15 protein-coding genes and 3 pseudogenes are annotated in these 20,061 nt (G+C 38.2%); 5 read left to right on the forward strand and 13 right to left on the reverse strand.

Annotated features, from left to right (window positions below):
- Nucleotides 1–68 precede the first annotated feature (68 nt).
- From HBH39_RS07820 to ggt, 5 genes are all read right to left on the reverse strand, one after another.
- Nucleotides 69–2,102, reverse strand: coding sequence for a bifunctional 2',3'-cyclic-nucleotide 2'-phosphodiesterase/3'-nucleotidase (locus HBH39_RS07820; protein WP_167677126.1), 2,034 nt, complete (start codon nt 2,100–2,102; stop codon nt 69–71).
- Between the two features lie 692 nt (nt 2,103–2,794).
- Nucleotides 2,795–3,190: a phosphate ABC transporter substrate-binding protein gene (locus tag HBH39_RS07825; protein WP_167677128.1), complete on the reverse strand. Its 396-nt coding sequence runs from the start codon at nt 3,188–3,190 to the stop codon at nt 2,795–2,797.
- Nucleotides 3,191–3,202: 12 nt separating this feature from the next.
- Complete coding sequence (locus HBH39_RS07830; protein ID WP_167677130.1) at nt 3,203–4,399, reverse strand: porin; 1,197 nt, start codon at nt 4,397–4,399, stop codon at nt 3,203–3,205.
- 110 nt (nt 4,400–4,509) lie between these two features.
- Nucleotides 4,510–6,120, reverse strand: coding sequence for a methyl-accepting chemotaxis protein (locus tag HBH39_RS07835; protein WP_244325761.1), 1,611 nt, complete (start codon nt 6,118–6,120; stop codon nt 4,510–4,512).
- Between the two features lie 484 nt (nt 6,121–6,604).
- Entirely contained in the window at nt 6,605–8,314 is a 1,710-nt protein-coding gene (ggt, locus tag HBH39_RS07840; RefSeq protein ID WP_244325788.1) for a gamma-glutamyltransferase, read from the reverse strand.
- Nucleotides 8,315–8,525: 211 nt separating this feature from the next.
- Here ggt and HBH39_RS07845 point away from each other — a divergent pair.
- Nucleotides 8,526–9,637: pseudogene (locus tag HBH39_RS07845) on the forward strand (GNAT family N-acetyltransferase).
- A 48-nt stretch (nt 9,638–9,685) separates the two neighbouring features.
- Here the strand turns inward: HBH39_RS07845 and HBH39_RS07850 are convergent.
- The 3 genes and pseudogenes from HBH39_RS07850 to HBH39_RS07860 all read right to left on the reverse strand — a co-directional run bounded on the left by HBH39_RS07850 (nt 9,686) and on the right by HBH39_RS07860 (nt 12,691).
- Complete coding sequence (locus HBH39_RS07850) at nt 9,686–10,303, reverse strand: LysE family translocator (RefSeq protein ID WP_167680013.1); 618 nt, start codon at nt 10,301–10,303, stop codon at nt 9,686–9,688.
- Between the two features lie 100 nt (nt 10,304–10,403).
- Nucleotides 10,404–11,444 (reverse strand): 4-hydroxyphenylpyruvate dioxygenase, encoded by a 1,041-nt coding sequence (hppD, locus tag HBH39_RS07855; RefSeq protein ID WP_167677132.1) that lies wholly within the window; start codon nt 11,442–11,444, stop codon nt 10,404–10,406.
- Nucleotides 11,445–11,531: 87 nt separating this feature from the next.
- Nucleotides 11,532–12,691 (reverse strand): annotated as a pseudogene (locus tag HBH39_RS07860) (homogentisate 1,2-dioxygenase).
- A 269-nt stretch (nt 12,692–12,960) separates the two neighbouring features.
- Here HBH39_RS07860 and HBH39_RS07865 point away from each other — a divergent pair.
- A pseudogene (locus HBH39_RS07865) lies at nt 12,961–13,888 on the forward strand (LysR family transcriptional regulator).
- A gap of 140 nt (nt 13,889–14,028) precedes the next feature.
- A complete protein-coding gene (locus HBH39_RS07870) occupies nt 14,029–14,784 on the forward strand; it encodes a TIGR00266 family protein (RefSeq protein ID WP_167677134.1) in 756 nt (251 codons plus the stop codon).
- Nucleotides 14,785–14,904: 120 nt separating this feature from the next.
- On the opposite strand, the gene HBH39_RS07875 is transcribed toward HBH39_RS07870, so the two are convergent.
- Nucleotides 14,905–15,372 (reverse strand): EVE domain-containing protein, encoded by a 468-nt coding sequence (locus HBH39_RS07875; protein ID WP_167677136.1) that lies wholly within the window; start codon nt 15,370–15,372, stop codon nt 14,905–14,907.
- Nucleotides 15,373–15,437: 65 nt separating this feature from the next.
- Between HBH39_RS07875 and HBH39_RS07880 the strand changes: the two genes are divergently transcribed.
- Nucleotides 15,438–16,193, forward strand: coding sequence for a substrate-binding periplasmic protein (locus tag HBH39_RS07880; protein ID WP_167677138.1), 756 nt, complete (start codon nt 15,438–15,440; stop codon nt 16,191–16,193).
- Between the two features lie 67 nt (nt 16,194–16,260).
- Here the strand turns inward: HBH39_RS07880 and HBH39_RS07885 are convergent, their stop codons facing one another.
- Nucleotides 16,261–16,674, reverse strand: a complete 414-nt coding sequence (locus tag HBH39_RS07885; protein ID WP_167677140.1) for a YccF domain-containing protein — start codon at nt 16,672–16,674, stop codon at nt 16,261–16,263.
- Between the two features lie 209 nt (nt 16,675–16,883).
- Here HBH39_RS07885 and HBH39_RS07890 point away from each other — a divergent pair, with 209 nt between their 5' ends.
- On the forward strand, nt 16,884–17,876 hold the full coding sequence (locus HBH39_RS07890) for a 1-aminocyclopropane-1-carboxylate deaminase/D-cysteine desulfhydrase (RefSeq protein WP_167677142.1): 993 nt from the start codon (nt 16,884–16,886) through the stop codon (nt 17,874–17,876).
- A gap of 110 nt (nt 17,877–17,986) precedes the next feature.
- On the opposite strand, the gene HBH39_RS07895 is transcribed toward HBH39_RS07890, so the two are convergent.
- From HBH39_RS07895 to HBH39_RS07905, 3 genes are all read right to left on the reverse strand, one after another.
- Complete coding sequence (locus tag HBH39_RS07895; protein ID WP_167677144.1) at nt 17,987–18,160, reverse strand: hypothetical protein; 174 nt, start codon at nt 18,158–18,160, stop codon at nt 17,987–17,989.
- Nucleotides 18,161–18,666: 506 nt separating this feature from the next.
- Nucleotides 18,667–19,350, reverse strand: a complete 684-nt coding sequence (locus tag HBH39_RS07900; protein WP_167677146.1) for a ChrR family anti-sigma-E factor — start codon at nt 19,348–19,350, stop codon at nt 18,667–18,669.
- Nucleotides 19,343–19,993, reverse strand: coding sequence for a sigma-70 family RNA polymerase sigma factor (locus HBH39_RS07905; RefSeq protein WP_167677148.1), 651 nt, complete (start codon nt 19,991–19,993; stop codon nt 19,343–19,345). Before HBH39_RS07905 ends, HBH39_RS07900 begins: the two co-directional genes overlap by 8 nt.
- Between the last annotated feature and the right edge of the window lie 68 nt (nt 19,994–20,061).

A 20,061-nucleotide genomic window follows, 5' to 3' on the forward strand; every position in this document is an offset into this window, starting at 1 on the left:
TAAAAGAAAGCCCTGCGTATACAGGGCTTTGGTTATTCGTGAACAAGACTAATTAGTTGATAATAGAGTTAGTTTTGTAAATCGATATTATACACGGCAAATCCAAACTCATCAGCCACATCAGTACGTTTTGTGATATTGCGTTGTTGGTATTTAGTAACAAACTCATCAGCAATTGCACTGTCTTGTGTTTCAAAGCGAACGTCTAGTTTAACGTCTGAATTAATAGTAACAAAGTCCCAGTTATTGTCTGCGCTTGGATCAACTGCACCATTGGCTTCTGTTTGTGCTGTGATGTATTGCGCTAGAGCCTCACGGTTAGTATCTGGTAGTTCCATTACGACATATTCTGACCCAGTACCGGCAAATTTACCACCAAAGGCACGGTAATTGTTAGACGCAATAATAAACTCTTTGCTATCTAATTCAGCTCCTGTATAAACCATGTCGCCGTCAGTATAACTTAGCTCTACGATACGATGAGCGTCGGCATTTACAACCTTACAATCACCATCAGTTCGATTAGCTTGGGTGACATCAATTTTGTATGACACCCCATCAATAACATCATAGTTATATGTACGGTGGGTATCCCAGTTAATCAAATACTGTGGTTCAGTTGAGTTTGGATTAATTTGATTAAATTGGTTTGCACTACATTCTAACCACTCTTTTACTTGTGCCCCAGTTACTTTTACTGCAACCATAGTATTTGGATAAAGGTAGAGGTCAGCGGCATTCTTGTATGTTAAGTTTCCAGCGGGAACCTGAACATAGCTTTCGGCATCTGCTGTTGTGCTATGACGTCCACCGGCCTTAAATGGCGCCGATGCAGACAAAACGGGAATATCTTTTAAGGCTGGTGTGAGGTTTTGTTGGACTTTAGCGATTTGCGCATTAGACACAATTTGGACCGTTGGATCATCTTGCACCAAACTCAAAAAGCTATACATGTCTGATGTTGCAACACCAATGGGTTGTGATACATAAGTGATGGTTTCAGCATGTTCTTTTGCTACTGCGTCACGTACACCATAATCCGCTGCGACTAATTCAGTTTTATTTGCATAAATTGGTAACGCTTTAGCGACGCTATCAACAATTGTCCATTTACCGTCAACTTTAGTTAATTTAAAGTCAATAACACCTAGGTTATCTCCCCAACGACCAGGCATAACGGCGGCAACCCCGTTAATGGTGCCTTTTTCAAGATCTGCATTTTCTAAACCAGTAAATGTACTAGAAGGGAATACAGAGTGACTGTGACCAAAGGTTATAGCATCAATACCTGCCACTTTAGACAGTGCCCAAGTTGCATTTTCATCGTTTACATCAGTAGGATTGCTAGAAGAACCCACACCAGAATGTGGAATCGCAACAATAATATCAGCACCTTCAGCTTTCATCATCGGCACAAACTTTTCAGCCGCTTCAACAATGCCCATCACAGTGACTTTACCTGTTAGGTTTTGTTTATCCCATAATAAAATTTGTGGTGGAACAAAGCCGATATAACCAATTTTTATGGTTTGTGGGTCACCGTTATTATCGAAAACGGTTTTTTCTTCGACGATATAAGGCGTAAATAAGTTTTCACCTTGTTGCTTGCCTTCCCAGCAATCCGCTTTACATAATACATTGGCATTAATATAGGGGAAGTTTGCACCATCGATGGATTCTTTTAAAAAATCCAAACCATAGTTAAATTCATGGTTACCAATATTACCAACCGAATAACCTAGGGTATTCATTGCTTTGTAAGCGGGATGTGTTCCACCAATGGTGTTATCACGTTTGAAATTATTGGCTATATAATCGCCCATAGGGCTGCCTTGCAATAAATCACCATTATCAACAAGTACAAAGTTTGTCGCATCAGTGGCTTGTTGCTTAATTAAACTTGCTGTGCGGGCAAGACCAATGGTTGGATCATATTTAGATTTGTAATAATCATAATCCATTATATTGGTATGAATATCACTGGTTTCTAAGATACGTAAATCAACTTCAATTGATTCTACCATATCATTATTTGAAGAATTACAGGCAGATAACCCCATCACACCTGCAATAGCAAGTGCTAATACTTTTTTATTGTGCATATTATTTATCCTATTTGACCCCGAGGCGATGTTGCCCCTGTTCTATAACAATATATCTATGATTATATTTGATTTTTTGCTAATAACCTGTGGGATTATATAACATGAACGTTACAGTGGTGTGATATTTGTCGCGTTTTAGTTGTAATTTTTAATGGCTAAAGTGAGGTGGTTAATAACTAAACTATCGAATCGTTTTGTTGTTTATTATTTGTTCTTTAATATTATGGTATAGATTAATTTATGTTAAATTTTTAAATAATTTAGCGGAGCTGTACAGATTGGCCAGTTTATTATGACGCTGATATTATACTAGTCGTAATAAATACTGACTGATTTTAGGTTGTGAAAACATTCGGCAATTGTGTTGGATTTTTATTAATAATAATGGATTATTATAAAAACAGCATTGTTATTATGCATTTTTATTCGCTATTACTAATCACTTATTTACTGTGATTGCTATTAAATTCGATTTTTATATCAACCTCTGTTTTTAATAGTTTAAGAGTGAAATTTAACAGCTTATTAATATTAAGCGATGTTTACCTTGCTAAAGTTCCACTATTTGAGATCCTTATAGGTACATACTAATAAAAAAGTGGTGTGACACATTGTTGCATCACACCACTGTTATCTACCTTTACTTTACACAGTTAACCTTTCGAGGTATTTGTATTAAGGTATTAGTATTAAGGTTTTAGTATTACTTTTACTGAAGCATCAAGATCAGCTTCGTCAATATAGCCAATTGCACTGGGGTTTGACGCAACGGCTGACTTCATCGCTGCAGCACTTGATACTGTTGCTGGTGGGTTGCCTTTACCGGTAAACACTTGCTTTGACCAAAATGCTTTTAGCTGCGAGTCTGATTTTCCGGTGACAGCACTGTGAAACTCAGTGCGGGTTGCATTACCTTCGTCTAATTCATAAACGACAAGTGATGAATTACCTTTACCTAAAAAGGCTTTTTTAGCATCAGCTAGTGACATGTCTGCCGCAGCTGGATTACCAATGACAACAACACCTGCAGATGCCGTAAATGCCACACCCATAGAGAGCGCTAATACAGATAATAACTTCTTCATATCGTCGCTCCTTTAAAATACTGCGTCGAATTTAACGGTATAAACAAGAGTGTCATCTAGCATAAACTCACCTGTTGATGGGTTAAAGCTGTTACCTGACAAACCTCCTGAAGTGTCACCAAAATCATTTGCATAGGTAACATCAAATTTCAATGCAACGTTATCAAGAGCATCCCATCTCAAACCAACACTGTATGCATTTCGTTTTTCATTTAGCCCAAGACTTAACGGTATCCCTAATTGTGGAGGTAACGCAGCTCTTTCGTTATCATCAGTGGATTTTGAATAAGCCACAGTAACATAAGGCGTAAATGTGTTAATCCGGTAACCTAGTGTTAAATAGGCTGATTCCATATCAGGTAAAAGCCCATTTACTTCCACTTGTGTCCATTCAGCGATAGCCAAGAACGCACCATTATCATAACCGCCACCAAAACCTAAGAATGTTGATTTCTCATCATCAATAGTAAGAAATGGAGAGCCTGTGTTATCGAGTAAAAAACCACCTAAATTGCCATAACCATAGACACCGCGAACAGTCCAAGTTAAATCTGTCCAGTTTGCATTAAGCCCAGCTATATTAGAAAGTTCTATATCTGAAGTTTTGTTGTCAATGATAGATTCACCACCAAATCCCTGAAATGTTAAAGTTGAGTCTTCAAATTCAACATCATAGGATATATCACCGCCAGTATATGAAGTGAAGGAAACTTGATCATAAACCTCTGCAGGTGGACGTGCAAAAGGTTGAGCATGACCAACATCTAGATAATCAGAATACATAAATAATGGTAAACGCAATTTACCACCACGGATTTTAATACCATTATCAAAACGATGAGAAAGGTATGCCCATTCCGCTTCAACGTCCCAATTATTTTCGCCTTTCATCATTAACTGTAAAACTGCTTGAGTTTGGTTACTGATATTAAAGGTACCTTGGAAGCCTATTTTACTGTCTTGACTAAAATCTGAACTAGTCGTGGCATTATTGTAGCCTGCGCTATTATTAGAACTGATATAAGCACCGCTGATAAAACCGTTAAAACTGAATTTTTCAGTTAAATTTTTAGTTTGCTGCGCTTGTAATGTTGCAACCTGTTGCTCTAGTTTTTCGATTTTTTCATCGGTGGTTTCATTAGCAAATACAGCTGTTGGAACCAAAGCGATAGAAATCGCTAAAGGTAGCGCTTTCAAATTAAACTTCATCGTGTTACTCCTTTTTCATCACTCATCATGCCACAAGGGCTTATAATTTTTGTAACTATATGTTTGTAGTTGGTTTTTAGCATGCCAACCAATAATGTTGTGTATTAAATTTACACTTTAAACTGATTGGTTATGACTTGAAGCTGTTTACTCACGTTAAGAATATCGTAACTAATACCGCCCATATCTTCAGTCGTGGATTTTACTTTCAATGCATTCGCTTCAATCTCAGCCACATACTGCTGGATCAAAACGGATGTATTGTGCTGCTCTTCTGTTGCTGTGGCAATTTGCTCATTCACAACACTGATTGCACTGACTTTGTTGGTAATACTGGTTAGTGCATCCCCAGCTAAAATGGTTGATTTTACACCGTCAGTTGCGGTGCCTACGCCACGCTGCATAGCATCAACGGCCTGTTTTGAGGTTGTTCTCAATTCTTGCAACACTTGCTGTATTTCTTGAGTTGACGCTTGGGTTCTTGAAGCAAGTGTTCTAACTTCATCGGCTACAACCGCAAATCCTCTACCTTGTTCACCGGCTCTTGCTGCTTCAATGGCCGCATTTAAAGCTAGTAAATTGGTTTGGTCGGCAATGCCTCTAATGGTATCTAGAATGTCGTTGACATTACTGGTAAATGCATCGAGTTGATTAACTACAACAGAGGTTGATTGCACTTCCTCAGCTAATTTCTTAATGGTATTAACGGCATCATTGACAACTTGTTTTCCATAATTCGCTTCAGTATTGGCATTGTCGGCTTCTGATGCTGCATCAGCAGCATATTCTGCTATTTGGGTTACGCTGATAAACATTTCTGCCATTGCATGTGAAATTTGCTCAATAGCATCATTTTGCTGCTTTACTGTTTGTTCACTGTTTTTACTACCGGTTAATAAGGTTGTAGAAACCGCACTAAGACTATCAGTCGTTTGTTTAGTATCGGCAATGGATGACTGAAGTTTAGTAACAAATTGATTAAACCAATAAACTAATTCAGCAATCTCATCTTTTCCGTCATATTGAATACGAGAGCGAAGGTCGCCTTCTCCTTGGGAGATATTTTCCAATGATGCGGTGACGTTACTAAGGGTTGTTATGATGGATTGGTTAACTATAAGTCCCATAATAATCATGATTATGGTGGCAATTAGCCCAACTGTTAGTACTGCAACTTGTGAGTGATTGGCCTCATTAATTGTGTTTTCAATGTTAGCTTTGAATTGCTGTTCAAAAGCTAAGTGTTGCTGTTTGAAATCTTTGGCTAATTGCTGGTAGCGATCTGCGTTTGTAGCTGCTTGTGATGTAATGCTATTAAGATCAACATCATCAGCTAAAAAAGCCTTAACTAGCTTGTTGGCGTTATCATGATAGGTGCTAATATCGCGAGACAAGCGTTGGCTTGTGTTTGACTCACTCGGCAACAAAGTACTTATTTGAGATAAATTATCTTTTATTTGTTCCACCATCTTGCTGACAATGACCAGATTATCCTCTTCGCCAGTGGTCACTGTCGATTGAATAAGTTGATCAAGTTGAATGACTAAACCTTCATTGACAATTGCTAAATTTAATACCGGGTAAAGTTGCAATTGCAAAGACGTTAAACGCTGTGCGTTATTTGATGTTGTCTGATTGTTAATAAATAACGAGATGGCAAAACTGATTAATGCAACAAAAGTAAGTAGTGCAATACGATGCTTGATTTTTAGGTTTTTCAAATTTAGCTCTTGTGAATATAATGCTGCAATATTATGAAATTATATCAGTTGTATTGTTTTTTTATAACATGATTTGGTATCTTTTTGTATCCAAAGTTATAAGTATGAGCGCTGGTATTTATTTTTCTTATTTAAAATAGTGGTTTGTGGTATTTTTTAACAAGTAGAGTGGCAGTGTTAAAAATGGTTATTATTATATAGCGTCATTGCCTAAAAGTTCGACCGAATTACTCAGCTACTTTATTGTCGAGATTTAAATGTCGATTTAATAGGGCGCAATAAATTTCGTTTGTTTAAAACGTCTATTAATAGAGTGGGTTTAAATGTTTCATCTATTTATATGGTGGCGCATGTAACAGACAAGTTGATCAATATATGGATTAATATTATTAGGACCGTTTTATTTGGAATGACTTGTCCCTACGTTGAGGCAAAGTTGGAGTTGGCCTCAACGCGAATCAATAAGCCTTAAAGTGATTTACAATTAATAACCAATGGCTGCAGAACCTGCTCTACGTGGGTCCGATGCGCCAAACTTTCCTTGCTCGGTAATCATGATTGATTGCGTACTGCCAATCGATTGCTGCACTTTTACTTGATGACCTTTTGCCTCCAATAGCGAAATTGTATCGTTATTTAAACTACGCTCAGCCCATAAAAAGTCTGGTAACCATTGATGATGTATTCGTGGTGCTGCACTTGCTTCAGCAATGTTTAATTGATGGTCAATGACATTCATGATGATTTGCAAAGTGATATTGATGATCCGAGAGCCCCCAGGGCTTCCTGTTACTAAAAACGGTTTGCCATCTTTCATTACAATGGTTGGGCTCATTGAACTTAATGGCCGTTTATTGCCTTGTACTGCGTTGGCTTCCCCGCCAATCAAGCCATAACCATTTGGGACACCCGGCTTAACGGAGAAATCATCCATTTCATTGTTTAGCAAAATACCTGTGCCTTGCGCCACTAAACCAGATCCATAACTGAAGTTGAGTGTGTAAGTGTTGGAAACGGCATTTCCCCATTGGTCAACTACCGAGTAATGAGTTGTTTGTGGACTTTCATCACCATCAACTTGGCCAGGTTTTATCTCGCTGCTAGGGGTGGTTTTATTTAATGCAATTTTATTGGCAATTTTTTTCGCATAGTCTGTGCTAGTTAGGTGCTGAGTCGGTACGGTAACAAAGTCAGGATCACCTAAAAACTCACTACGATCGGCATAGGCATATTTCATAGTTTCGGCCATCACATGTAGTGTTTGTGCTGTGTTATGGCCAAGTTTGTCGATAGGGAAATGCTCAAGCACATTCAACATTTCAATAATATGCACGCCACCAGAAGAGGGGGGAGGCATTGATATCACTTCATAACCTCGATATTGCCCTCGGATGGGCTCACGTTCGACCACTTTGTAGTGAGCTAAATCGGTTAAGGACATAACGCCACCGGCTTGCTGAACTGCATTGACAATTTTTTCAGCGGTTTCACCTTGGTAAAACCCTTTACTGCCCTGTTGAGCAATTAAGCTAAATGAATGGGCCAGTTCAGGTTGTTTAAGGGTGTCTCCAACCTCAAAGTTGCTGCCATCTGGCCGGTAGAATATCGCTTTTGAACTAGGCCATTGCGCAATTCGGCGCTTAAGCCCTGCCAAAGAATTTGCTAGATCCAATGTGACAATGATGCCGTCTTGGGCGAGCTTGATTGCTGGGGCGATAACTTGCTGTAAGCTCATCGTCCCGTAATGCTTGAGTGCTAGTTCCATGCCCATGACTGTGCCTGGTACACCTACGGCTAAACCATGCTCACGGCTGAGCTTGTCAACCGCATTGCCTTTTTCATCTAAAAAGATATCTTTATGGGCCTTATTGGGTGCGGTCTCGCGATAATCAATAGCAATAGTTTTGTTATCTTTGGCAATATGTACCAGCATAAAACCACCGCCGCCAATATTACCGGCTCTAGGTAATGTCACCGCAAGCGCAAAACCCACCGCGACCGCAGCATCAACTGCATTGCCGCCTTGTTTTAAAATATCCACTCCAATTTGGCTAGCGATGGCTTCTTGGCTTACCACCATGCCATGTTTGGCAAATATTGGTTGAGCGGTGGCCATGCCACTAAAAATTGAACTTTCATTGGCATAGCTTGTGGGAGAGGTAAATGTGGCTGCTGTAAAAGTTAATGTAATCAGTGCTGAGAGAATAATTGGTTTCAATTGAATATTAGCTGGCACAAAAAGTCCTTAACTTAGGTAGGTGAATTCCTATTAATCAATAGACTGTGCCATAGCTTAGAATAAATTGGTATGCTGTTCGTGATTTTTACATCAATAAAAGGTAAATGGATTGCTAACTGATTGTTCGTTTTCACTTTGTGCAGATATAAGATTAATTGGTAAAGAGGTGTGGTCGGCGCTATTTTGTGATGACAACCCTTTCACTCGTTATGAGTTTTTACTGGCGTTAGAGCAAAGCCATTGTTTAGGTGCTAAAGCGGGTTGGCAAGTGTGCCACTTGCTTGCTCGTGATCAGCAAACAAATCATATCATCGCCATTATGCCCATGTATAAAAAGAATCATTCTTGGGGTGAGTATGTATTTGATTGGGCATGGGCGGATGCATACCAACGCAATGGACTCAACTATTACCCAAAGTTAGTAACCAGTGTGCCTTTTATACCCGCCCAAGGGCAACGTTTGGCTATCTCGCAGACATTGACACAAGCGGATAAAGCTCAATTAATCCATTTAGTGACCCACTTTCTACAACAATGCTTATTAGAACAGCAGTTATCATCTTGGCATGGGCTGTTTATATCACCAGAGCAGCAAGCTATTTGGCCTCAAGATACCTTAATTACTCGTGTTGGTTGTCAATTTCATTGGTTAAACAAGGGCTATTACGACTTTGATGATTTTCTGGCTGGTATGTCATCAAGAAAGCGCAAGAATATTCGTAAAGAGCGCCAGTTATTAACTGAGTATCAATTAAGTTATCAATTTGTCCAAGGTGATAAAGCAACCCTTGAACAGTGGCAGCATTTTATTGATTGTTATCAGACGACCTATTTAAAACGTTCTGGGCATAGAGGGTATTTAAACCCTGATTTTTTCATGTTGCTACGTGATTCTATGGGGAGGCAATTCAATTATTATTGGTAAAAAATAACCAAGATAATTTGATTGCAGCAGCGCTGTTTTTTACGTCAGGTTCCCATTTATATGGGCGTTATTGGGGCTGTTTGCAAGAAATAAATGGCTTACATTTTGAAACCTGCTATTACCAAGGTATCGAATATGCGATTGCGAACAAGTTAACCGTGTTTGATGCAGGTGCACAAGGCGAGCATAAAGTTGCCCGTGGATTTGAGCCTGTTATGACGTATTCAAAGCACCTTATTCAACATTCCTCTTTTGCAGATGCGATAGCCGATTATTGTCTGCAAGAACAACAGCAAATGAAGATTTATCAACAACAAATTTCACAACAACTTCCGTTTAAAGACAAAGGCTAAACGAATGGATATCTCATGCTGTTAGAGGATGAAACTAATCTGCATCGCTTAATCTAAGGCTAACCAAATTCCAACTAACATCATTAAGCTACCTGCAATGCGGTTCATCCAGCGGATATTGTTACCACGGGCTAGAAATAACCTTAGGCTCTTGCCGCCACTGGCATAAGCCAGCATGGATAGGCTTTCGGTGATCATAATAATGCTAAGTAAAACAAATAATTGTGGGGCTACAGGGCGATCGACATTAATAAAAGGGGGCAATAAAGAGATCATAAACGCCCAACCTTTTGGATTGGCGATAGCGGTTATAAATCCCTGACTAATCAAGCTTATTCTGCCGGTGTTAACTTGCTGGCCATCAATAATTGCCATTTTGCCTTTAGCGCGCCACATGTTGATACCAATATAGACTAGATAAGCCCCGCCAAACCATTTGAGCAAATCAAATGCTTGAGGGTAATTCAGCATAATACTGGCCACACCTAATACCGCCGCAACAGCGACGATGGCCACGCCGACCAACTCACCGATCATCATCCATAAAGTGCGGCGTACGCCAATGCTCATGCCCAAGGTCATGGCCAGTGTCATGCACATACCAGGGGTAATAGAGACAAAAAAGAAAGTGGGGATAAATACGGCTAGTAAAGCGTAATCAGGCATGGAGTTAATTTCATGATTAATTGAAACGGCGATTGTAATCAACGACAAATAATAAAACCAGCACAAAGCTGGCTTTATTATTCACTATTTTTGCATCGGCTTATAAAACGCCACGCTTCATTTGATCTCGTTCAATGGATTCAAATAATGCTTTGAAATTACCTTCGCCAAAACCTAAGTTATTTTTACGTTGAATAATTTCGATGAAGATTGGCCCAAATAAGTTTTTCGTGAAAATTTGTAATAAATAACCTTCTTCATCACCATCGACTAAAATTTGGTGATGCTTAATGCGCTCACGATCTTCAGTGACCTGGGGTAATTTATCAAAAATGGTGTCGTAATATTCTGGAATAATATCTAACGTTGAAATACTTGTACCTTCCATAGCATCTAATGAACCGACAATGTCACGGCTTCTAAAGGCAAGGTGTTGCACGCCTGGGCCATTATATTCATTCAAATATTCATCAATTTGGTTGTTGTTATTGCCTTTACCTTCATTGATAGGGATACAGAAACTGCCATCTGGTGAGCGCAGGGCATAAGAAACTAATGCTGTTTGTACACCACTAATGTCAAAGTATCGGACTTCTGTAAAGCCAAAAATGTCTTTATAAAAGTTCGCCCATTTTTCCATGGTGCCCTTGTAGACGTTATTGGTAAGGTGGTCTACTTCAATAAAGCCTTTATCTGGCGTGATAATTGGATCAGGTAAATCGTCAAAGTCAGTGGCATAGATATTGTTTTCTGGGCCGAAGGTATCAATAAAATAAATTAAGCTATCACCAATACCGTAAATCGCAGGATATGGCATATCTTTATTGTCATCATCAGCAGGTTTTGCACCACGTTCAACGGCTAATTTAAAGGCAAGATCGGCATTTTCAACACGCCAACCCATTGAGCAAATCGCAGGACCATGGTTTTTTGCGAATTCTGCTGAAAATCCGTTACGACTTTTATTTAGTAAAAAGTTGATGTCGTTTTGCTTGTAGTAAATGATGTCTTGATTTTTGGCCTTTTTTAACATTGAGAAGCCGAAATCTATAAAGACTTGATGCATGTAATCTGTATCTGGGGTAGCAAATTCTGTGAATTCAATTCCTAAAAGTCCCAGTGGGTTTTGTTGGCTTGCCATTGTTATTTCCTCGTTATTTGCATCTTGCCGTCACTCTGTGGCGACTTAAAAAGTTTGGTTATCGGTTGAGTCACTAAATTTTTAAGATTAATTTTCTAACCAAGAGCGGTTGTAATCTTCACTCATACAATGTTTTACATGAGAGGTCAGGTTGAGTGGGGCGAACGTATCTACCATTACAGCATATTCATAGGTGTCTTTTTTGCCGATTGAGGCTTCGGTACGACCAGGTTGCGGCCCATGAGGTACACCTTTTTGATGTAAGGTGAGATAGCCTGCTTCAATGCCTGTACGGCTCATAAAATCACCATCGACATAATATAAAACTTCATCACTATCGATATTATTGTGGTAATAAGGGGCAGGAATGGATTTTGGGTGGAAATCATACGGACGCGGTACAAAGTTACACACCACAAAATTATGTGCAGTAAATACTAAGTGATCCGACGGCGGTAAATGAATTTGGCCCACTTTGGGTGCATATTCAGTAATGTTAAATGCCCAAGGGTAAACACAACCATCCCAGCCAACTAAATCAAAAGGATGCCATTCAAGGGTCATTAACTGGTATTTGTCGCCAAATTTACATACTAATGGAAATTCGCCTTTTTCAACCACGGCATCGGTTAAGGTTGGTGTGCGTAAGTCACGTTCGCAATAGGGGCTGATTCAAGTAGTTGGCCGTACTCATTGCGAAAATGCTTAGGCACTTCAACCATTGAGAAAGACTCAATCACAAATAAACGGACATTACTAAAGTCATTAAATGCTAATTGATAAGTTGTACCCCGTGGAATAACAAGATAATCCCACTTTTTAACCTCAATCACCCCATACTCGCTAAACAGTTGTCCTTCACCTTCGTGAATGAATATCACCTCATCAGCATAGGCATTTCGATAAAACTCGTTGGTTGGCTCAGTGACTTTGGCGGTGTAAAGTGCGACATCATTGTTATAAAAAATTTTGTTACGGCTAGTAAAAAAGTTACCTTCGCAATCTGCACTGCGTGAATCAAGCTTATAATTTTGTATGAGCGTGTCTTGCCAAGCCTCACCGTGATTGACCTCATAAGGGCTGACATTGATAGCCTTAGTCGGCATGTTATGATGATATTTATTAGAATATATGTTTGAAAAGCCATGAGTAGAGAATAATTCTTCACGGTAAAGCTCACCATTTTCTTTTTCAAAGGCTATATGGCGTTTATGTGGGATCTGACCTTGTTTAACATAAAATGGCATAACGGATTCCTTAACCTGATATTGCAGTTTTAACCCTATATGAAACTTGACTGGGTATTAATTTTTAGTTGTTTAGCGCTAGCAGGTTTTAGTTAATAAATATGTGATCTAGATAACAGAGGTATAGTTAATCTAGTTGCTTGAATGAACAAAAAAAAGAATAATTAATAGCTAAACATAATCAGTTTTTTTGATTGTATTGTTTTCAATACAAATGTGGCAGTTATTCGGTACAAACATGGGTAAATGTTAACTTCTAAAGGAAATGTATGCGTATAGATGTCGATACTTTTAATGTCTTGCAAGTGCTAGTCGAAGAGGGCAGTTTTGCTAAGGCCTCTGAACGCCTACATAAAGCGCAATCTGCCGTTAGTTATCAAGTGAAGAAGCTTGAGCAACATCTTGGTGTCAGCCTGTTTAACCGTGATCAATATCGTGCAGAGCTAACACCTGAAGGGCGAGTTATTTTAGCTGAGGGGCAAAGGTTACTGCAGCACTTAGCGAATATTGAACATTTGGCCAGTCGCTTTAGCGAGGGGTGGGAGCCAAAACTTGAGTTAGTGATTGATGGTGCATTGCCTATGGAGCCAATCATGAGTGCCTTAAAGCGGATGTCAGAGCATAATATCCCACAAAAGTGCAGCTTAATATGGAGTTTTTAGGGGGGTGCAGCATCGTTTTGAACGTGATGCGGCAGATTTGATGTTAGTTAAAGATTATCTCACAGGTCCTAATTATTTGCCTAAAGCATTGCCAACCATTACCAGTTTGCTAGTGGCAAGTCGTCAGCATCCATTAGTCAATCAAGTTAATGTGAGCTTAACCGAGTTACAACAACACGTCGAACTGACTATTGAAGATTCATCACCACAACGTTTAGTTCGAGATGAAATGCAATTTGGTGGCGACAAAGTATTCTACCTATCTGGCTTTATTATGAAAAAAAATGCCTTGCTGAAAGGGTTAGGTTTTGGTTGGATGCCTGATTTTCTTGTTGCTGAAGAACTCTCTTCGGGGGATTTAGCTATGGTCGATTTTGTCGGGGGTAATCGATTTAGTTTCACACCCCAATTAGTGTCAACATTAGAAAGACCGTTAGGCCGTGCTGGCCAGTTATTTACTGAGTTAATTTTGGAAGAGTTTAGGCTGTTTGAATTACAAGCATCTAAAGAGCAGAACGCCCTTGGATTGGGTTAAGTTATTGGATTTATAAATGCGTTGACATTCGTCATGCAACTTACTTTTAGTGACTTATGATAACCCGTCACTTGTTGACATAATATGTCTGTCGCATTATGTTGGTTTAAATTGAATGTAGTGATATCAGGGAGAAGATAATGAATAGGCGTTGCCACGAAGTTGATTACCAAATTCTTGGTTCAAGTATGCAGCTTGTCGAAGTTGAACTTGATCCTCAAGAAACAGTTATTGCTGAAGCCGGTGCTATGAATTACATCGAGCAGGATATTGATTTTGAAGCTAAAATGGGTGATGGTTCAGAGCCTGAAAGCGGTTTTTTCGGTAAGCTTTTAGGTGCCGGTAAACGGGCGTTGACTGGCGAAAGCATCTTTATGACACATTTTACTAATCAAGGGCATCAAAAGCGGAAAGTGGCCTTTGCAGCGCCTTATCCGGGAAGTATTCTGGCGTTAGATTTAGCACAATATCAAGGCGAACTGATTTGCCAGAAAGATAGCTTTTTAGCCGCAGCATTAGGTACGAATGTAACCATGAAATTTAATCGTCGATTAGGCGCAGGCTTTTTTGGCGGAGAAGGTTTTATATTACAAAGTTTAAAGGGCGATGGCATGGTATTTATCCATGCTGGTGGCACATTAATTAAGAAAGAATTACGCGGTGAAACCTTAAGGGTTGATACGGGGTGCCTAGTCGGATTTACCCCTGAGATTAATTACGACATTCAACGAGCAGGTTCGTTAAAGTCGATGGTATTTGGTGGAGAAGGTTTGTTTTTAGCGACTTTACAAGGACATGGTACAGTGTGGTTGCAAAGCTTACCGTTTTCCAGAATGGCAGATCGAATTATCTCTCACGCCCCTTCAATGGGCGGCAAACCACGTGGTGAAAATTAAATTTGTGACAATAGATCTTCAATAATCATGGTTATTTATTGAGTTTTCGATATTAAAGAAAAACGTTTAGCAGTAAAAATTCTAAACGTTTTTATTTTCACCTATGGTTCAACCTTCAAATCAGCTTGCTTGAGCAAGGCGTTTGATATGCATAAATTCTTGTTCAGTGACAGGCTGCACACTTAAACGAGTCCCTTTAGTCACTAGTACCATTTCGGCTAAAGCAGGATCGGCTTTTAATTCGGTTAACGTAAGTTGTTTTGCGAATTTTTCAACATAGCTTAAATCTACTTGAAACCAGCGAGGATTGTTAGGATCAGATTTAGCGTCATAATATTTAGACTGAATATCAAAGGCAGTGATGTCAATTGAAGCCGCTTGAGTGATTTTAGCGACTCCGACAATGGCAGGCACTTTACAGCTTGAATGGTAAAATAAAACCAGATCATTCAATTGAACATCATCTCGTAAAAAATTTCTTGCTTGATAATTACGGATCCCTTGCCAAGCTGTTGTTTGCTTCTCTGCATTGAGCAAGTCATCTATGCTGAACTCATCCGGTTCAGATTTCATTAGCCAATATTTCATAAATTTCTCAAAAATAATTTTTTTGTCTTACACTGAATGTGGACTTAATCATCAAAAGGATACTGATGACTCGCTTTCCCATTCATTACAACGCTGTTTTACTTTGTATATTGCTTACAATGCAAAGTATTTACTCAAGCGTAAGGGCAGAAACGCTTACTCTTACCACATTAGAGTGGCCTCCCTTTACTGGTGAGCAACTGGCTGGGAAAGGTATTATAACGCAAATTATTCGCCGTTCACTTAATTCTCAAGGTCATGAATTAACTAGCCAAATATTGCCATGGAATAGAGCTGTTCGTATGGTCATAACCGGAAAATCTACAGGTTATTATCCTGAATACAAGCTTGAATCAGACAATTATATTTTTTCTGATCCAATTGGGGAAAGTCCCATTGGAATAGTAGAACGTAAAAGTAACCCGATAAAATGGCAACAAGTTTCTGATTTAAATCCTTACACAATGGGGGTTATCAGTGGTTATGTAAATACCGATGAAATCGATTTAATGATTAAGGACGGTAGGCAAAAATTTGATGTAGCAAATCATGAGAAACAAAGTATCTTAAAATTAGCCGCCAAACGTGTTGATTTGATTATTATTGATCTCAATGTTTATCAATATTTAAAAAATGATCCTGATATTGCAAAAGTTATTGATTTACTACAAGTAAATGACAAAGTGATAGCCAATAAAAGTCTGCACATCGCTTTTGAAAATAGCCCAGAAGGGGATAAGTGGAACAATATTGTTAATCAAGGCTTAAAGCAGCTTCAAGTACAACAAATCATTGATGCTTATCTAGACCAAGCTAAATAAGCATCAATTTTTACAAATTTATAAGTGATATTTATGGGACTCGCAAAGAGCATTACTTATCAATAAATTAATACTGCTCTTTTGCTATTACAGTTTGTCCAATTGGCGTTAAACTTAATAAGGCGAGTTTAAGGTGCTGAATACCAAAAGGAATACCTATGATGGTAATAAAGCAAGCCAGTGCATGGGTTAAGTGCCCTATAGCTAACCATATGCCAAAAAATACAAACCAGACTACATTTCCAATCATACCAGCAGTACCTGTACCGATATCTTCTGAACCAGTCAGATGGCGGCGATTTATAGTTTCTTGACCAAAGGGCCAGAAAGCCATTTCGCCAATAACAAAACAAGCTCGGCCAAAAGGAATACCAATAATACTGATAAAACAGAGTAGACCGGCTAACCACCAAGCTAAGCCCATGATAAAACCACCTAGTACAAACCATGCGATATTAAAGATTAATCTTAAAATGGCCATTTACTTTCCTTATTAACTTTAAAACTAACTCACTTTTTATTCTATCTTAGCTAGAATCGTGCCAAGTTTAAGTTGTTGATATAATATAGCTTTTTATTTTGCGTGTTGCATAAACTAATATGGTAATCGTCATTTTGACTAATTTTGAGTGATTTTAACTAATCAACAGGTAAAATAGATGGACTAAATAATCTGAGCTAGTCATTAATATGTTTACCGATAGTCCTACCCAAGAAATATTTTTTGCAGGTCATAAGATGTTTGTTAAACGAGATGATTTATTGCACCCCGATTTTAGCGGTAACAAAGCGCGCAAATTCTTCCATTTTTTAAAAAGTAATAATAATAACCATGTAAAGTGTGTTGTAGGCTCTGGATCTGCTCAGGCTAATTCACTCTATTCACTTTCTGTTTTAGCTAAGCTTAAAGGGTGGGACTTAGATTATTATGTGAGTCATATTTCAGATGCATTAACCCAGCAACTTTTAAGCGTTTCGCCAGTCAATAGTAATTATGTACAAGCTGTAAAAAATGGTGCAAATGTTAAAGCCGTTAATTGGTCAGACAAACGATTTAATCAGTGCCAGCATTTAGATGATGCCGTCGAACAGTTAAAAAGTGATTATTATCTACACTATGGCAAGCAAGAAGTATTATTTATTCCGGAAGGGGGACGCTGTGAATATGCTAAAACAGGTGTAGCTATTTTAGCGAGTGAAATTATTAATTGGGCTATTGAGTATGATATTGATAAGCTAACAGTGTTCTTACCCTCAGGTACCGGGACAACAGCTTTATATTTACAACAATCTATTAATGAAAAATGTGATCAGCATTTAGATATAAAGGTGATGACATGCAGTACTGTTGGTGGCGATGATTATCTGGTTTCTCAATTTAGACGTTTATCTTCAACAATTTCATGTTTTCCAGAAATAGTAACAGATGGAAATAAATACCATTTTGGCAAGCTGTATTTAAACCTGTTTGAGTTATGGCAAGAGGTGTTGGCAACAACTGGTATTACGTTCGATTTACTCTATGATCCGATTGGTTTAGCTGTATTAAAGCATCAACTACAAACAAGAGCTTTGTTAGGAAGAGAAGTTTTATATATTCATCAAGGGGGCTTACTGGGTAATGTTACTATGCTACCGAGATATTTACGTAAACAGAAAAATAAAAAATTAAGAAAACTGTGAGGTATTTATCAGTTTGCTCTGTTGATAATAAACGTCGGTAAGTGAGAGGAGAATACCGAGGGCGAGTTTATTACTTAACAGAGCAAATGACGTTCGCGAAGCGAAGGATTTTACTTGTTAGAACTGATCAACCATTTTAAAAAATTGATTGCTTCAGTACGTTTTGCAAAAGTTGTTTTGTTTTTACCTTGAGAATCAGTAAAAGCAATTGAGTTTTTGTTTGATGAAATTGAATTAACTGGAAAGTTAACTGTAATTTCGTGTCCGTTTACATGGTATGACATATTCATACTCCTTATAATTTGCTGTTTCACGCTTGGTGAAAATAAATTTAACAATAAAGTTTCCTTAACATTTTCGTGATGCGAAATATTTAAGTTAGCTTAAACAAGTTACCTTATGAGTCACACATCAATCAAGTTTTAAATTATAAAGATGTGATATTTCAATATTTACCATTCAATATATATATCATTAATTTGATAAGTATCAAAAAACACACCAAGTAAAATTTACTTGATGACACTAGTTGACCACAGGTTTATGACAAAGCAATGACACTGAAAGGCGTCAATATATATCAATAAAATACACTATATTAATGTAAATTATGTTGATTTACAAAGGCTTATGAGGTTTACAGTATGGAAGTTGAGCAGACTTTCTTTAGGTAAACAAATAAACAAGGTACTTGAATGAGGTGGATCATATACTTAATCAACTATGATGGCAATAGGCTATACAAAATAACCTATTACCAATCATGCCTGTGCATCTAATTTTATACAGCTTAGTAGAGCAGTTCACCTATGGGGTTTAGCAGTTTAGTAAATCCTTTGGTGAAATACAGTGGCGCATCAACGATTGTATAACACAAGCAACCTTCAGTGGTTTTGGGTGAATGTTGGTGGTTTTCGTCTAGCAGCATAAAGTCGCCAGGTTTATAACTATTAAATTCATCACTGAATTCACCAGCAAGTAATAAGGTTAACTCCGAGCCTTTATGGCTATGTTCTGGAATTTCGCCTTGTGCTTCTATGTGTAGCAAACTTGCCCTTGCTTTACCTTCCCCAGTATTCATACGTAAACGACTGACTTTTCCAATTCCTTGCCACTGGCCATCAACTTGCTTTCGTAACGCTCGTGGTAAGGTAAAGGTTTTGCCTTTAATGGTTATACTTGTAGAAACTGGTTGGGCTATTGTTGACGGCATTAAATCTAACATATCAAGCTTGTTGTCGAGAAGGTCTTCTAGCATTGAAGCCATGTCGAAGTTGGACTCATCAATATCAACTAGGTCATTGCTTGATGCTTCAAACACGTTTTTAGATTCTTCAGTAGTCAGCGCATCTAACTTTTGCTGACAAATCTTGCACATTTCTGCATGTGCTGAAATGGCAATAGACATAGATAAGGGTAACTGACCACGACTATGGAGAGTGAGTAAATGTTGATCCGGATGATAATTAATCATAATGTTTCTCCATAAAGCCTTTCAATTTTTCTAAACCTAAGCGTAAGCGCGATTTTACTGTACCTATTGGTATATTGAGTTTATCTGCGAGTTCTTGCTGTGTCATTTCTTGCATGTAAATGCCTTGAACAACTTGTCGTTGCAGAAGAGGCAAATCATCTACATGACGTAGAAGTGTTGAATTTAATTTAAAATCATCTTCATTGTTTTCTGCATCATCACTATCAATGATTGGCCAAATGTCATCACCAAAAGCATCTTCACGGTTATGTTGCACCTTGCGCAGCATGTCGAAGCACTGATTACGCATAATAGTAAATACCCAAGTACTGACAGCTGCTTTATCTGCATTGTATAAATGGGCTTTTGTCCAAACACGAACCATTGTTTCTTGTACTAAATCAGTTGCTAAACCTTGCTGATTTAATCTTTGGTTCCCAAAAGCGTTAATTTTAGGGCCAAAGTGATTGAAAAGCTTAGCGAAAGAAGCTTTACATCTTTGATTGGCCACTCGCATCATTAACTCTGATAATTGCTCAGCCGTAAGTGTTTTTTTGTCGGACAATTTTGACGTACCGTTTCTATTTGTAAGTGTTACCTTATCATAACGATTTTGTACGCTTTGTGATTGAAAATTTTCCATTATCTTCACTCGCAACTAGATTAAGATTGATGTTGTTGTTTTATTACTCAGTATTACGAGCTCATTAA

The sequence above is a fragment of the Shewanella aestuarii genome (assembly GCF_011765625.1).
In the GTDB taxonomy this organism is placed as follows: Bacteria; Pseudomonadota; Gammaproteobacteria; order Enterobacterales; family Shewanellaceae; genus Shewanella; species Shewanella aestuarii_A.